This is a genomic window from Pedobacter sp. KH_004 (assembly GCF_057840755.1).
Window position 1 is genome coordinate 4,389,427 of record NZ_CM174519.1, and the last position, 13,678, is coordinate 4,403,104.

The 13,678-nt window shown below is 38.4% G+C and carries 16 protein-coding genes; 8 read left to right on the plus strand and 8 right to left on the minus strand.

Annotation, left to right across the window (positions count from 1 at the left end):
• Positions 1-119 precede the first annotated feature (119 nt).
• A complete protein-coding gene (locus tag AC3ITD_RS18915) occupies positions 120-338 on the plus strand; it encodes a DUF3820 family protein (RefSeq protein WP_265797180.1) in 219 nt (72 codons plus the stop codon).
• A 131-nt stretch (positions 339-469) separates the two neighbouring features.
• On the opposite strand, the gene AC3ITD_RS18920 is transcribed toward AC3ITD_RS18915, so the two are convergent.
• Entirely contained in the window at positions 470-1,186 is a 717-nt protein-coding gene (locus AC3ITD_RS18920) for a DsbA family oxidoreductase (RefSeq protein WP_489362110.1), read from the minus strand.
• Between the two features lie 339 nt (positions 1,187-1,525).
• Between AC3ITD_RS18920 and AC3ITD_RS18925 the strand changes: the two genes are divergently transcribed.
• Together AC3ITD_RS18925 and AC3ITD_RS18930 are read left to right on the plus strand one after the other, a co-directional pair.
• Positions 1,526-1,675: a hypothetical protein gene (locus AC3ITD_RS18925; RefSeq protein ID WP_489362112.1), complete on the plus strand. Its 150-nt coding sequence runs from the start codon at positions 1,526-1,528 to the stop codon at positions 1,673-1,675.
• Positions 1,676-1,840: 165 nt separating this feature from the next.
• Positions 1,841-1,939 carry an IS3 family transposase gene (locus tag AC3ITD_RS18930; RefSeq protein WP_489366709.1) on the plus strand — a complete coding sequence of 33 codons (99 nt, stop codon included), beginning with the start codon at positions 1,841-1,843 and terminating at the stop codon, positions 1,937-1,939.
• 61 nt (positions 1,940-2,000) lie between these two features.
• On the opposite strand, the gene AC3ITD_RS18935 is transcribed toward AC3ITD_RS18930, so the two are convergent.
• A complete protein-coding gene (locus tag AC3ITD_RS18935; protein ID WP_489362114.1) occupies positions 2,001-4,691 on the minus strand; it encodes a M14 family metallopeptidase in 2,691 nt (896 codons plus the stop codon).
• Positions 4,692-4,818: 127 nt separating this feature from the next.
• On the opposite strand from AC3ITD_RS18935, the gene AC3ITD_RS18940 reads away from it, so the two are divergent.
• Both AC3ITD_RS18940 and AC3ITD_RS18945 read left to right on the plus strand, forming a co-directional pair.
• Complete coding sequence (locus tag AC3ITD_RS18940) at positions 4,819-5,205, plus strand: acyl-CoA thioesterase (RefSeq protein WP_265797184.1); 387 nt, start codon at positions 4,819-4,821, stop codon at positions 5,203-5,205.
• 43 nt (positions 5,206-5,248) lie between these two features.
• Positions 5,249-5,908, plus strand: coding sequence for a class I SAM-dependent methyltransferase (locus AC3ITD_RS18945; RefSeq protein WP_489362116.1), 660 nt, complete (start codon positions 5,249-5,251; stop codon positions 5,906-5,908).
• A 279-nt stretch (positions 5,909-6,187) separates the two neighbouring features.
• Here the strand turns inward: AC3ITD_RS18945 and AC3ITD_RS18950 are convergent, their stop codons facing one another.
• From AC3ITD_RS18950 to AC3ITD_RS18960, 3 genes are read right to left on the minus strand one after another with little or no spacing between them, the layout of a single operon-like run.
• Entirely contained in the window at positions 6,188-6,997 is an 810-nt protein-coding gene (locus AC3ITD_RS18950; RefSeq protein WP_265797186.1) for a phosphatidate cytidylyltransferase, read from the minus strand.
• Positions 6,998-7,045: 48 nt separating this feature from the next.
• Positions 7,046-7,252 carry a putative signal transducing protein gene (locus tag AC3ITD_RS18955; RefSeq protein WP_056850599.1) on the minus strand — a complete coding sequence of 69 codons (207 nt, stop codon included), beginning with the start codon at positions 7,250-7,252 and terminating at the stop codon, positions 7,046-7,048.
• Positions 7,233-8,159, minus strand: a complete 927-nt coding sequence (locus AC3ITD_RS18960) for a CPBP family intramembrane glutamic endopeptidase (RefSeq protein WP_489362119.1) — start codon at positions 8,157-8,159, stop codon at positions 7,233-7,235. The genes AC3ITD_RS18955 and AC3ITD_RS18960 overlap by 20 nt, the downstream gene beginning before the upstream one ends.
• A 45-nt stretch (positions 8,160-8,204) precedes the next feature.
• On the opposite strand from AC3ITD_RS18960, the gene dusB reads away from it, so the two are divergent.
• The gene (gene dusB, locus AC3ITD_RS18965) at positions 8,205-9,212 is read left to right on the plus strand and encodes a tRNA dihydrouridine synthase DusB (protein WP_265797188.1); all 1,008 of its coding nucleotides are present in this window, start codon (positions 8,205-8,207) and stop codon (positions 9,210-9,212) included.
• 34 nt (positions 9,213-9,246) lie between these two features.
• Positions 9,247-9,633, plus strand: coding sequence for a Co2+/Mg2+ efflux protein ApaG (apaG, locus tag AC3ITD_RS18970; protein ID WP_056850602.1), 387 nt, complete (start codon positions 9,247-9,249; stop codon positions 9,631-9,633).
• A gap of 246 nt (positions 9,634-9,879) precedes the next feature.
• On the opposite strand, the gene AC3ITD_RS18975 is transcribed toward apaG, so the two are convergent.
• The gene (locus AC3ITD_RS18975) at positions 9,880-10,575 is read right to left on the minus strand and encodes a zinc metallopeptidase (protein WP_056850603.1); all 696 of its coding nucleotides are present in this window, start codon (positions 10,573-10,575) and stop codon (positions 9,880-9,882) included.
• An 85-nt stretch (positions 10,576-10,660) separates the two neighbouring features.
• On the opposite strand from AC3ITD_RS18975, the gene AC3ITD_RS18980 reads away from it, so the two are divergent.
• Positions 10,661-11,800 carry an NAD(P)/FAD-dependent oxidoreductase gene (locus tag AC3ITD_RS18980; RefSeq protein ID WP_489362122.1) on the plus strand — a complete coding sequence of 380 codons (1,140 nt, stop codon included), beginning with the start codon at positions 10,661-10,663 and terminating at the stop codon, positions 11,798-11,800.
• Here the strand turns inward: AC3ITD_RS18980 and AC3ITD_RS18985 are convergent.
• Both AC3ITD_RS18985 and purU read right to left on the minus strand, forming a co-directional pair.
• A complete protein-coding gene (locus AC3ITD_RS18985) occupies positions 11,797-12,636 on the minus strand; it encodes a hypothetical protein (RefSeq protein ID WP_489362124.1) in 840 nt (279 codons plus the stop codon). The genes AC3ITD_RS18980 and AC3ITD_RS18985 overlap by 4 nt on opposite strands.
• 17 nt (positions 12,637-12,653) lie before the next feature.
• The gene (gene purU, locus AC3ITD_RS18990) at positions 12,654-13,493 is read right to left on the minus strand and encodes a formyltetrahydrofolate deformylase (RefSeq protein WP_265797191.1); all 840 of its coding nucleotides are present in this window, start codon (positions 13,491-13,493) and stop codon (positions 12,654-12,656) included.
• Positions 13,494-13,678 lie beyond the last annotated feature (185 nt).

A 13,678-nucleotide genomic window follows, 5' to 3' on the forward strand; every position in this document is an offset into this window, starting at 1 on the left:
CCGAGGCGCATAATTATTAAATGCAGCACAGACTTTAGCCGTGGTCTGTGTCCTCACAGACCACCCATTGCTTGTCTCTTGTGCCTAAAACTTAGATACTTGCTCAAATAATATAATTAATGGACCCAACCTTACTACTCGATTTAGTGAAAATGCAAATGCCCTATGGAAAGTATAAGGGCTATTTGATTTGCAATATCCCTGAAAGCTATTTGCTTTGGTATAAAGATAAAGGCTTCCCGAAGGGTAAATTGGGCGATTTAATGGCTACCATGTTTGAGATCCGCGTTAATGGATTGGAATATTTGTTAACGCCATTGAAAAATCAGCATAGGTAAAAATGCTGAAATTGATTCAGGATTAATAAAAGGTAATTTTTAATATTCGATTTTTCAAAACAGTTCCCGCAGATTAAGATGATTTACGCAGAGAAAAATGTGCGCTCTTAACGTAATCTGTGGGAAACAGCTTAAATTTCACAACCATTTTCATCACAAATGGCATCATCATTTTTATTTAAAGAAGTTAAAGTTGATTTTGGCTGGTTTGCTTTCCACTCTGTAAAGCTTTGCGTTAACGCATCAGTAAAAGCTTGTACAGGTTGTGCTCCAGAAACGCCATACTTTCTATCCATTACAAAATAGGGAACACCTCGAATTCCTAGATTCTGACTTTCGTAAATGTCATAACGAACAGCCTCAGCAAACTGATCTCCGCTTAAAACTTCTTCAGCCTCTACTCGATTTAAACCAATTTCTACAGCAAGATCAATCAAAACATCATTGTCACCAATATTGCGGCTGTTTACGAAATGTGCTTCAAAGAGCTTTTCTTCTGCTAAATCTTGTAAATTATGTTCCTCAGCTAAATGAATTAAACGGTGTGCGTTAAAAGTATTTGCTGGTATGTTGGTGTCGAAATCGATTTTTAAACCAGCATTTGAGGCCATATCTACCACTTGTTGCGTCATTTGTTTGGCTTGTTCAATAGGCATGCCCTTGCTTCGGCTCAGGTAATCGTAAATGGTCTCATCATTGGTATTATGGTAATCGGGATTAAGCTGATAGCTTTTCCAATTTACCTCAATTTCCTCTTTAAAAGGCAGTTTTTCAATTGCTTGTTCAAAATGACGCTTACCGATATAGCAAAACGGACACATTACATCCGACCAGATTTCTACTTTCATGATGTAAAAATAAATCCTAAACAGCTAAGGATCGTTGTTCTAAAGTAAAAAGATCAAACTATATCAACAGTGAAGATTATATAAAATTTTATATGTCTGAGTTACCAAACAAATATTTCATAATGAAACAATTAATTTTAATGCTCTTGGTTTCGAGCTCCTGCTTTACCGCGAAGGCTCAATTTTAAGGTTGAAAGCAAGTTTTTGAAAGCCCAAACTTAACACAGAAAAAGGCTAAACAAAAACTAGCTGCCATTTTACCTTTTAGTACTAAAATTTCTTACAAGAAACAACAGAAAGGCTTTAGTGCCGAAGCAAATCGCGATCAGGAATGAAACAATGTCTAAATCTATCCAATCCAGCATGTACACATTCTTGTTACGAAAATCAACGAATTCTACGGTTGAATTTCAAGACCCGGATAAAACAAATATTCTCCTGGAAAAATCAGGTGTTGCAGATAAGCTGGATGAAACTACTAAAGATTAAATTGCTAAAGTTTTAGGTGTTGATGCCGTTTTAAGAGGAAAATTTGAAACAGAACAACCAAAAGTGAAGCAGTAGCAATAGCAGTGTTATTTCTTGGCTTAGGGGGTAAAACCGGAACTATTCTATCTTAAGAAGTACAGTGAAATCAATGAACTTAAACAGGATATAAAAATTTACATTGAATACTATAATAACGATCGAATAAAACTCAATCTAAAAGGGATGAGCCCGATAAAATATCGAGCTCATCCCATTAACAATTAATTTCTAATTTCGTCCAACTTTTGGGGTGCACTTCACCTTGAAGTTGGCGCTCTTTTTTGCCTTATTTATACAATTGGTTAAATATCATTTTAAAAGTTCCGTGAGTTTGCGCCCTAAAAGCAATCTCTGGCCCAAAAGCATATAATTTACCTTTGCCAAAATTTGCTTCGAAAGCAGTTACACCATCTTGCAAATAAGCTTGTCCCCAGGCCCAGCCACTGCGTAAAGGCGCAGCAGATTCAAACCACATTAAAGGTTTAATTTTTCCTGCAGTAATTGCATCGCCGGTTAATTTAAAAACAGGACTGTTATCAAAATAGATATCAGCTTGCTTTTCCATTCCCCAAACGGCGGGTTGTTTGGTATCGACAGCAACATTTAAAACACTACCTGGCACATAATATTTTTCTGCAGGTAACCTTTTTTCCTCTCCGTTTACAATTTCCATCATCGCATTGCGTACAGGAAGTTTTAAATGATAAGCTAAATTTGTACTGCTACCAATCGTTACAATATTTCCCCCATCTTCTAAAAATTTCTTCAGCTGTGGAATGGATTTATCTGTTGATATTCTACCCAATCGGTTTCTAAACCCTTCGGGAATATCTTCGGCTTTTGGTCCAAAGTTTCTTGAGCCAAAACCACCCGCCTGAACGGCAGGAATGGCGCCGCCAACAAAAATAATCACATCATATTTCGACTTCAAATTCCCGGCATCAATATCTTGAGGATAAATAACTGTGGCGTTATAATGATACTGCTCCATAATAAAACGCATCCAACCAGAAGCCATAGAACCACCATAAGTATCCCAAAGAGCAATTCTTGCGGCAGACACTTTAGATTTATCTTTAGGAACCGTACCCGTTTTTATTTTAACATTGGCTTTTTCTAGTATTGATTTGCCGGAAGAAGCAACATAAAAATCACCATTCTCATTCGAGCGGTAAACTTCTACTTTGTTCTTCAATAAATCGTTAACCGCTGTATAAGAATCGTTCTGTGCGGCACTTAAAACATAATTAGAACCTGCAATTTTATTCTCTGGAACCAATAAGTTTCCATAAGGATTTGTCTCAAACGGTCCGTTGAAATCATCCTGAATGCGGTCGAATTTCACGTCCATTAAATAAGCCAAAGTCCAGCCCGCAGCATCATAAGGAGGAATAGGTGCTCCGCCTTCGTATTTAAAGTCATTCGGGTGATCTTGTGGCTCGAACATATCCAGAACGTGTGGCCGGAATGCTTGATCCGTTTTAACCACATAACTTCCTGCCGGATATTTTTTGTTTGCTACCGTAAACGGGGCGGTAGCCTTATGCACCACTATTCCCGTTCTGATCAATGCATTTAAAAACTTGATGGCAGAATTGAAATCCGGTTGATCTGCCGATAAAATATAACCACGGGGATCTCGATTTACCGGTGCATTCATCACCGTATCAAAATACTTTACGTTCATTGCTCTTCTGGCGCCAAACTCACTATCACCCATATCAGCAGCGCCTGAGCCTCCTTTTTTCGCAGCCGCGTTAATGGCTTCAATTTTCTTTGGAGAGAAAGACCAGGTATCTTTTTTACCTCTATCAATAGCGTTTTTTCCCATTTGATAAATGTTAAACAACAACTCATCAGCATGGCGCTGTGCGTAGTTCAAAACCGCATAATTTAAGGATACAGAGTAATCGATCGAATTTTTGAAATACCATTTGCGTGGGGTAACCGGATTTGGTGAATCGCTATTTGGCAACAACCGCGAGGGTACCAGCGGAATTTCTGATGGAGTAGGGCTGCCCACAATTTCCGTAAGTAGACCGATCATGTTATGAAAATAGGTGGTTGTTCTTAATCCGCCATTATACCAGGTAGAAAATACCGAACCCCCTCTTTGGGTATATCCTGGCTTTGCCTCAACATTCAATCTTGTGTGCATCGCGGCACCAACAGCATCTAAACTGGTTAATAGTGTGGGGTCGAAAACATAGTTAAACGGATCGCGATAAGGCGGGCCTGCAACCACCGTTCCTGCCGGACCAGCCTGATGGTGGTTGTACATGATTTGAGGAATCCACTCTACAAAAAGCTGGCGACCCATATTTTGGGTTTCTTTCAGGTTCAACATAAAAAAGTCGCGGTTATTATCATGCCCGGCGTACTTTTCATATAAGGTAGGCCAACCCGAAAGCACTCGTTTTTTAGGGTCTTTTTCTCGCATATACCAATTAGCAACCAGCTCTTGCCCATCGGGATTGGCGTGGGTAAATAAAATAATCACATTATCCAAAATCTTCATTGTTTCCGGATCTGTTTTTGAAGCAAATTCATAGGCAGTCTGAATTAACTGGTGTGCGCCTACGGTTTCATTGGCGTGTAAGCCTCCATCAATCCAAACTACTGCTTTACCTTCTTGCGACAAAGCTTTTGCCTGCGCAGTCGAAAGCTCTGCATGAGCCAATTGTTGCGAAATTTCTTTGTATCTGGCTAATCTTTCAAGGTTGGCAGGCGATGAAACAATTAACATGTATTGCGATCTTCCTTCCTCAGTTTTTCCAATATCTACAAGTTTCACCCGCTTGGATGTTTCTGCAAGCTTTTTGAAATAAGCTTCAGTTTGCGTGTAATTGGCCAGTTGATAATCATCGCCGATAGTGAAGCCAAAATGAGATTTTGGTGTAGGAACATCTTGTGCCAAAGCACTACTACTCAATATCAAAAAGGCAAAACAGAACTTTTTAAAGTAAAATTTAGTCATAGTTAAGGTTGTTTGTTGGATGATCAAATATAATGTAGAAACTTATCGGTTTTTTGCATGCTCTAAATTTGTTACAAGCTAGGCTTTTCGAAGATGCTTAACTAAATTTGCCGATAAAATCATCATCATGACCTTAGAAGAAAGAATTCAGAATTCGACAACCAGTATTTTTAAAGCTGTTTTTCCAAATACAACTAACCATTACGATACTTTATTCGGCGGAACCGCCATGCACATGATGGATGAGGTGGCTTTTATTACGGCTACGCGTTTTAGCAGGCAAATTATGGTAACCGTTAGCACCGATAGAATTGATTTTAAAAAACCCATTCCAGCAGGAACTATTGTGGAACTGATTGGCAAAGTAAGCCATGTGGGCAATACCAGTTTAAAGGTTAATGTGGAAATTTACATCGAGCAAATGTATGCCGAAGGCAGAGCGCTTGCAGTTCATGGCGATTTTACTTTTGTTGCCATCGATGAAAATAAAAAGCCAATCCAAGTGATCAAGTAGTTGTTAGCGTTTATTTCGGGTCAATCATTTTAGCTATGATTTTATGTCACATCAACCTTCTGAAGAGGAATTAAGAAATATCGCCAGGCAATTGCGTCAGCCTGAAGGCGATCACGGTATAAGAACCGGAGAAATGATGAATGTGAGCAATATCGGGATGACTAATTCTGCTATTGAGGCTTTAAATCTATGCGACGAAGAAACCGTACTGGAAATTGGCCATGGAAATGGAGGGCACATCGCAAGTTTACTTAGCAAAGCGCTGGATTTAAAATATGTTGGCGCCGACATTTCGGAAACCATCGTTACTGAAGCGAAGAGAATCAATACTGGTTTTATTGGTCAGGTAGATTTTAAATTAACAGATGGCATTAGTTTGCACTTTTCAGACGCCCAATTCGACAAAATTTTTTCGGTAAACACTATTTATTTTTGGGGAAATCCTGGCGCTTACCTTTTGGAAATAAAGCGTGTATTAAAAGCTGGCGGAAGCCTGGTTTTAAGTTTCGCTGATAAAAGTTTCATGGAAAAACTCCCTTTTACTAAATATGGTTTTACCCTGTACGATTTAGATGCGATTATTGATTTATTGCAAGAAGCTGGATTTAACAATCCCGAATCGATTAGAAAAACAGAGCAAATAAAAAGTAGTGCGGGATTTATGGTAGAACGAGATTATTATGTGGTTTCGGCAAGTAGATAGAACACGCTACGACTAACCGAAGAGTAAGTTTTCGTTGAATAAGCAGGATTGTGGTATCGGATAGTTTATTATTGACGACACAACATTAAAAAACAGCACCATTTTGGCGAACTAGCCCCTGGTGAAGCGATACCCTGCAGCAAGGAGGGCACCGACGATGCGAAGCGTATTAGCGAACCCGGGAAGTAGTTAAGTGATGTGTACAACCCTTGCGCTACAAAAATAATTGAATTTATTTAGTCGAATTCGATTTTGCAGTCGGATAATTACCGAAAATACCTATGACAAAATTAGATACAGGTAAGCGTACACCACAGGAGCCGCCAGTAACAAACCATCAAAACGATCGAGTAGGCCACCATGGCCAGGCAATAAGCCGCCGCTGTCTTTTGTATCCAAACTACGTTTCAACATCGACTCTACCAAATCGCCCAATGTGCCAAAACAGGCAATAAGCACCGCCATTCCTGCCCAAACCCAGGCTTGGTTTTCCTTAAAAATAAACGATAATCCAAATGAAACTAAAACGCTGGTGAACATCCCTCCAAAAAAGCCTTCCCAACTTTTCTTTGGCGAGTGGCGCTCAAAAAGTTTACGCTTGCCATACTTTACGCCAAAAAGATAAGCGCCCGTATCATTAGCCCACAGCATCAATAAAAAAGCAAGCGGTAAATGGAAGTTATATTCATTCCAATCTCTTAAAAAGCCTAGGGCATGGAAAAAGCAAAATGGAATGGTTACATATACAAAGCCGACAAATGTATAGGAAATGTTGGCAAAAGGAATTTTGTTTTTCTTATACAATTCGGTAATAAAAACCGAAAAAATCAAAGGGATACAAAGCAGTAAATATTTAACGTCATACTGCAGGTAATGCAAGCCAGCAGCCATCAAAAAGATAAGTGCCCCGGCTACCAAACCTATGTTACGGTGCGGCCGGATGCCTGAATTTTTGATCAATTTGTAAAACTCAAAAAGCGATAAAATGCTTAATACGAGATAAAATATAGTAAAAGCGTAGCTCCCCAAAAAAATGGAGCCCAGCATCACAATGGTAAAAAAGAAAGCGGTTATTGCCCTGGTTTTCATATTGAAAAAGGTAAGTGGGAAAATGAAGTCTGGAAAATCGAAAACCTATTATTCAATTTCATTTTCAACAATGTATTCTATGGCTTTATCGAAATCTGATTTATTAACCAGAACATTTATTTCGCCAATGTTGTAAGCCGATAATTGCTTATTCATAGTAACCGCAGGAATTCCAGCTTCTGTTAAACCCTGCTTTAAAACCTCTGCAGCAAATGGGTTGCTGGTGGTGTATACTTTAATCCAATTTTCGCTCACGATCTGCGCTATCTTTAAAAAATTTAAACAAAGCTATGGTAATTATTGCACTAATTAAATAGCCATACCATGGAAAACCAATTGGCTCATCTGCTTTATTTAAAGGCATGTTATGTTTCTGCATGTAGAATGCCGCACAAACGGCATAGGCATTATTAATAAAATGAGCAAACATGGCGTACCAAAGGCTTCCGCTGTAAAAATATAAGTAACCAAAACCAGCGCCTAAAAGCATACGTGGTATAAAGCCGTAAAACTGAACGTGGATGGCACTGAATATAATTGCAGTAAGCCAAATGGCTAAATGAGGGCTATTGAAGGCTTTCGTTAGCGACCGTTGCACGCCACCACGAAACATAAGCTCTTCGCCAATTGCTGGTAAAATGGCAATCATAATCAAGTTTATAATAAAATCGAAGTTGCTGCGAACCGTAATGAGCTGAATGGTAATTTTCATTGCCGCGTCCTCCTTTTCTTTCATCCATTGCTCTACGGCCTTTAAATAATCTGGCAATACCATTTTCTGGTTAATCAGTACCGTCCACTCCATAAACGGCATGCTCACGATCATAATCATTAAAACCAGAAAAATTAATAAAGTTTGAGGCTTTTTAAAGCTGTAAAACTGGCTAACTTTTCTGCCTTCAGTAAGCGCCAAGGCGATAGGGGGTAAAATAAATGTGCCTATCGAACTCAGAATTTGAATGATTTTAAATTCGGTAATAAATTTTGGATCGCCTGATAAAAGTAGCTCCAAATTGCTAACCATCCCTAAACCATTAATTATTAAAATAATTACGATAGCCAAAAGACCGAACACAAAACCACCGAGCAAAGCGTAAAATAAAAGTAAAAGTAGTTGTAAGAAAGGATTGATTCTCTCCTTGTTAGGTTTTACAAAAATCATTATTTGTACCTTTGTGTGTTTTTATAAATTGTTTGAAGATAAAGAATGTCTGTAAAGATAGGAAATATAGATTTAGGTGAGTTCCCGTTGTTGCTTGCCCCGATGGAAGATGTGAGCGATCCGCCGTTCCGTTACGTTTGTAAACAGAATGGGGCCGATTTAATGTACACCGAGTTTATTTCATCTGAAGGGTTGATTCGCGACGCAGCGAAAAGTCTTCAAAAGCTAGACATTTTTGAATACGAAAGACCGATAGGCATCCAGATTTTTGGGGGCGATATCGAGCATATGCGTGAAGCATCTGAAATTGCATCTGCTGCCGGACCAGATTTGGTCGATATTAACTACGGCTGCCCGGTGAAAAACGTAGTTTGTAAAGGTGCTGGTTCTAGTTTACTTCGTGATATTGATAAAATGGTAAAAATGACAGAAGCAGTTGTTAAAGCTTCACATTTGCCCGTAACAGTAAAAACCCGATTAGGTTGGGATGATGATAGTAAAAACGTTTATGAAGTAGCAGAAAGACTTCAGGATGTTGGCATTCAAGCCTTAACAATTCACGGCAGAACAAGGGCGCAGTTATACAAGGGTGAAGCTGATTGGAGTTTAATCCGAGAAATTAAGCGCAACCCCCGTATTAAAATCCCCATTTTCGGAAATGGCGACGTCGATAGTCCGGAAAAAGCTGCCAACTGGCGCATGGAATATGAGGTTGATGGCATTATGATTGGAAGGGCGGCAATAGGCTACCCTTGGATTTTTAGAGAGGTGAAGCACTTCTTTAAAACCGGTGAACATTTACCCGGACCAACTATTGAAGAGCGCATAAATGTTTGCCGCACCCATTTGGATAAATCGTTGGAATGGAAGGGACCTAAAACTGGTATTTTCGAAATGCGGAGACATTATGCCAACTACTTTAAAGGCCTACCAGATTTTAAGCCATACAGAATGCGTTTAGTGGCAGAGCCAGATATCAATAACATTTATAGCATTTTGGAAGAAGTGGCAGAAAAATTTGCCAGCTACGATGCTACAAAAGTAATGGCTTGATTTTTGAATTGATTTTTATACATTCGTCACGATCATGGTTACTGCAATTACAGATGGGGTTAAAGTTTCAGTTGAAACTGTTTACCAACCAGAATATTCAAATCCGGTTAATGAGCATTTTATGTTTGCTTATCGCGTAGAGATTTCTAATCTTTCTGATTATGCTGTGCAGTTGATGCGCCGTCAATGGTTTATTTTTGATTCTAACAGTAGCCGCAGAGAAGTTGAAGGCGAAGGTGTTGTAGGTTTACAACCCATTATCCAACCTGGTGAAACACATGTGTATGTTTCTGGCTGTAATCTTAAAACTGACATGGGCAGTATGAGAGGTGCCTATTTAATGAAACGGCTAATGGATGAAGCTGAATTTGAGGTTGATATTCCGCAGTTTCAATTGGTGGCACCATATAAATTGAATTAATCGATTAATTTTTTAGGGTGTCAAGAAGGTAATCATTTTCCCCGCTGATCACGCAAATAAATATCGCAGATTTAGGATGATTTTATTTTTTGATTGATACATAATCTCCATAAAAATATCTTCGATTCTTAGCTGTTTTAATCTGCGGGAGATTAATTTTCGATGTGAATCCTCACAATCATTTTAAAAAAAAGCGGTCAGGAAAATCCTGAACCGCTTTCTTATTGTTCTTCGTAGGTAAGTATTTTAATCTCTGCCTCTTCCAAATAGCATCGATGCGTAGTAAAGCAAGTTTGCCAATGCACCAACCGCAGCTACTACATAGGTCATTGCAGCCCACCAAAGTGCATCTTTAGCCTGGCTATTTTCTTCTTGAGTTTGCATTACGCCCGGGTTATTTTTTAACCAGGCCAAGGCTCTGTTGCTGGCATCAAATTCTACTGGTAAAGTGATGATGCTAAAGATGGTAACCAAAGCTAGACCGACTACACCGATAGCCAAAACAATTGGCGTTACGGCAAATACCAATAACATCACTCCAATAAGCAAAACCCATTGCAACAGATTTGACGAAATGCTCACTACAGGCACCATTGTGCTTCGAAGATTAAGCCATGAGTACGACTTTGCATGTTGTACCGCATGCCCACATTCATGCGCAGCAACTGCCGCTGCCGCTACACTTCTACTGTAATATACATCTGTACTTAAATTTACGGTTCTATCTGTTGGATTGTAATGATCTGTTAATTGTCCTTCTGTGCTCATCACTTTCACATCGTATATTCCGTTATCATGTAGCATTCTTTCTGCTACCTCTTTGCCCGATAAACCTGAGCTGAGTTGCATTTCTGCATATCGAGAAAACTTGTTTCTGAAACGCCACTGTACAAACATGCTCAGCAATAATACCGGGATGATTATTACTAAATAAACTCCCATTTCTTTTCTGTATGTTTTTCAATTTGCAGTATATCAAAAAGCGTTCCCATAATATTTGTAATACATTTTATAGTACATTTATGGTATGGCAGATAACTTTTCTTATTGGGAGCAAAGCAGCTTTTTTAACTATGATGCGATTATAATTGGTAGCGGAATCGTTGGCTTAAATGCAGCCATTCACCTAAAAAAATCATCTCCAGATTTGAATATTGCCGTTTTAGACCGGGGATTTTTACCTTCGGGTGCCAGTACTAAAAATGCTGGTTTTGCATGTTTTGGAAGCGTTTCCGAACTGATTGAACAAGAAAAAACAAGTACCACAGAAGGCCTTCAACATATTATAGAAAAACGCTGGAAGGGATTACTGAAAATGCGTTCGTTATTGGGCGATAATGTAATTGATTACAGGCCCTTGGGCGGCTTCGAATTATTTAAAAGCACTGACTATGAGTTGGTCAATAGCTGTGTATCAAAAATTGAACATTTTAACATTTTGATAGGCGACATTGTAGGAAAGAACGCATTTTCGCTAAGTAATAATAAAATCGATGTATTTGGCCTTGAAGGAATAAGTAACCTCATATCAAACCAATATGAAGCGCAAATTGATACCGGCAAGATGATGGTTGGCTTAATAAAATATGCACAGGCTTTGGGTATTATGATTTTTAATAACTGCAGTGTAAATGCTGTTCAACAAGAAAGCAATGGTAATGTTCTTATTACACCTCATGGTAGTTTCCGTTGTAAAAAGCTGATTGTTGCCACTAATGCATTTATCAGATCATTAATACCAACAGTTAATTTGTTACCCGGACGCGGACAGGTTTTATTAACTAAACCTATTGCAGGCCTTAAAATAAATGGAACTTTTCATTATGATAAAGGATACTATTATTTCAGAAATATTGGCGATCGTGTTTTGCTGGGTGGTGGAAGAAATATAGACTTCAAGAGGGAAGAAACCTCGGCATTTGGCGAAACGAAGGTTGTTCAAAACGCTTTGGAAGAATTGCTAAAAACCGTTATTTTACCCCATCAACATTTTGAAATCGATTTAAGGTGGAGCGGGATAATGGCTTTTGGCGAACAGCTTGAACCGTTAATTAAACAGGAAACCGAAAATATTTTCTATGCAACAAGGTGTAATGGGATGGGCATCGCCATCGGATCGCAAACCGGAGAAGATGTCGCAGAATTGCTGCTTCAATCTGGGACTTAATTTAAGGAGCTAGTCATTTTTTCTACTCTTTCCGTATAACTGTCATTCGGAACAATCCATCTAAAAACTTCATTTTTCCACTGCTGGAGCTTTTCCTTATTTAAAAGTTTATAATATTTAAAAGCAATATTATAGGCCATATCCGCCTTCGCCGTTTCATCTGTACATTCCTTTATCGCATAGTAATACATTTCTTCAGCCTGTTTTAATTCGTTTGCATTGGTTTGTTTAAATACCAAAGATTTATATAATTCACAATTGGTTTGTCTGGCTTCAGATACATCTGCAAGGGCTTCGCCTAGATAAAAACTAGCCAGGAGTTCACGTTTTTTGCCATTATAAGCATAGTAGAATTCTCTATCTAAACCTGGGTACTTTTTATCTTTGCTTTTTACCATTTTTAAAAATTTCAAAGCTTTTTCTGCATTGCCCCACTTGTTGTATGTATGTCCCCACCTAAATAAGCGATCTATATTTTGATCATCGGTTCTATAAAACTTCAACCAATCCGGTACCGGTGTAATTGCCAATTCTTTATATCTATCTTTTGGGATTTCTGCTGCCATCACCTTGTTTGGTGCTATCCTAACCTTAAGCTTATCAACATTTATTTTTATGTAATTTGATGCAGAATTAATGGAAAATGCACCATCCAGATTGAATGTTAATCCAGCTGAATTATCCATATAAACATAACCGTAATAATATTGCAAAGAGTCAATTTGGATAGCGATCCATTTGTCTTCACAATCAACCAAAAACTTATCGAATTTGAGATCAGTTTGAGCCTTCGCTCCAAATGAACAGAGCATAAGGAGGCAAAATAATAGTTTCATAATAGGAATTTCGTGTGCTATTTAAAGATAACAGTTTTATTGCCACTTACAAAAACACGATCTTCAAAAATCAACTCAAGGGATTCCAATAGCACCTTTTTCTCTATTTCTTTTCCGGCCCGTACTATTTCTTTTACACCAAAGTTATGGTCGATATGGGTAGTGTGCTGCGTAATAATTGGTCCTTCGTCAAGGTTATCAGTTACGAAATGAGCGGTTGCACCAATAATTTTCACGCCTCGCTCAAAGGCTTGCCGATAGGGATTCGCACCAATAAAAGCGGGTAAAAATGAATGATGTATGTTAATCACTCTGCCGGCATAGTCCTTAACAAAATCGGCAGAAAGAATTCGCATAAATTTGGCTAAAACCAGATAATCTAAATCAAACCGATTTAAAACCTCTTTTATTTCTGCTTCAAATTGTGCCTTCTCCTTTCCAACATGATCAACAAAGAAATATGGAATACCTAGTTTTTCACTAAAATCGCGAAGCGATTCATAGTTGCCAATGACACATTTAACATTAGCTCCCAGTGTTTTAAACTGATTTTTGATCAGGATTTCGGCCAGACAATGGTATTCCTTTGTCACCAAAACAGCAATCTGCTTTTCTTGCTGAGCAATCACATTTACTTCGGCATCGTTGGGCAACGTTTCCAATAGTTTTTGCTCCAGTTGATTCTTGTTATCGATGTTTCCGGTACATGCTATTCGGGTAAAAAAAGCTTTATTGCCTTCATCCACAAATTCCCTCATCGCAACAATATTGAGCTGTTGACTGGCTAAAACACGAGTAATATTGGTAACTAAACCAACTTGATCGGGGCAGGAGATGAGAATTGTTAATTCGTTCATTGAATGTATATAAAGTTCAATGATAAGAAATTTGATTTGCAGATGGGTAGAATAAATTGCAATTGCAGCTATCTTTAATAAAAAGGTGAACCGCAGATTCACAGATTAGATAGTTTACTAATTCTTTCTACACTGTCTGGCCAAAAATTTAGCAGGTACAAAAAGCAAACTATTTTGGTAAATCT

What these genes read in the sequence shown, in the direction of transcription:
- AC3ITD_RS18915 (WP_265797180.1), top strand. Translation starts at nt 120, where the DNA reads ATGGACCCAACCTTACTACTCGATTTAGTGAAAATGCAAATGCCCTAT.
- AC3ITD_RS18920 (WP_489362110.1), bottom strand. Translation starts at nt 1,186, where the DNA reads ATGAAAGTAGAAATCTGGTCGGATGTAATGTGTCCGTTTTGCTATATC.
- AC3ITD_RS18925 (WP_489362112.1), top strand. Translation starts at nt 1,526, where the DNA reads ATGTCTAAATCTATCCAATCCAGCATGTACACATTCTTGTTACGAAAA.
- AC3ITD_RS18935 (WP_489362114.1), bottom strand. Translation starts at nt 4,691, where the DNA reads ATGACTAAATTTTACTTTAAAAAGTTCTGTTTTGCCTTTTTGATATTG.
- AC3ITD_RS18940 (WP_265797184.1), top strand. Translation starts at nt 4,819, where the DNA reads ATGACCTTAGAAGAAAGAATTCAGAATTCGACAACCAGTATTTTTAAA.
- AC3ITD_RS18945 (WP_489362116.1), top strand. Translation starts at nt 5,249, where the DNA reads ATGTCACATCAACCTTCTGAAGAGGAATTAAGAAATATCGCCAGGCAA.
- AC3ITD_RS18950 (WP_265797186.1), bottom strand. Translation starts at nt 6,997, where the DNA reads ATGAAAACCAGGGCAATAACCGCTTTCTTTTTTACCATTGTGATGCTG.
- AC3ITD_RS18960 (WP_489362119.1), bottom strand. Translation starts at nt 8,159, where the DNA reads ATGATTTTTGTAAAACCTAACAAGGAGAGAATCAATCCTTTCTTACAA.
- dusB (WP_265797188.1), top strand. Translation starts at nt 8,205, where the DNA reads ATGTCTGTAAAGATAGGAAATATAGATTTAGGTGAGTTCCCGTTGTTG.
- apaG (WP_056850602.1), top strand. Translation starts at nt 9,247, where the DNA reads ATGGTTACTGCAATTACAGATGGGGTTAAAGTTTCAGTTGAAACTGTT.
- AC3ITD_RS18975 (WP_056850603.1), bottom strand. Translation starts at nt 10,575, where the DNA reads ATGGGAGTTTATTTAGTAATAATCATCCCGGTATTATTGCTGAGCATG.
- AC3ITD_RS18980 (WP_489362122.1), top strand. Translation starts at nt 10,661, where the DNA reads ATGGCAGATAACTTTTCTTATTGGGAGCAAAGCAGCTTTTTTAACTAT.
- AC3ITD_RS18985 (WP_489362124.1), bottom strand. Translation starts at nt 12,636, where the DNA reads ATGAAACTATTATTTTGCCTCCTTATGCTCTGTTCATTTGGAGCGAAG.
- purU (WP_265797191.1), bottom strand. Translation starts at nt 13,493, where the DNA reads ATGAACGAATTAACAATTCTCATCTCCTGCCCCGATCAAGTTGGTTTA.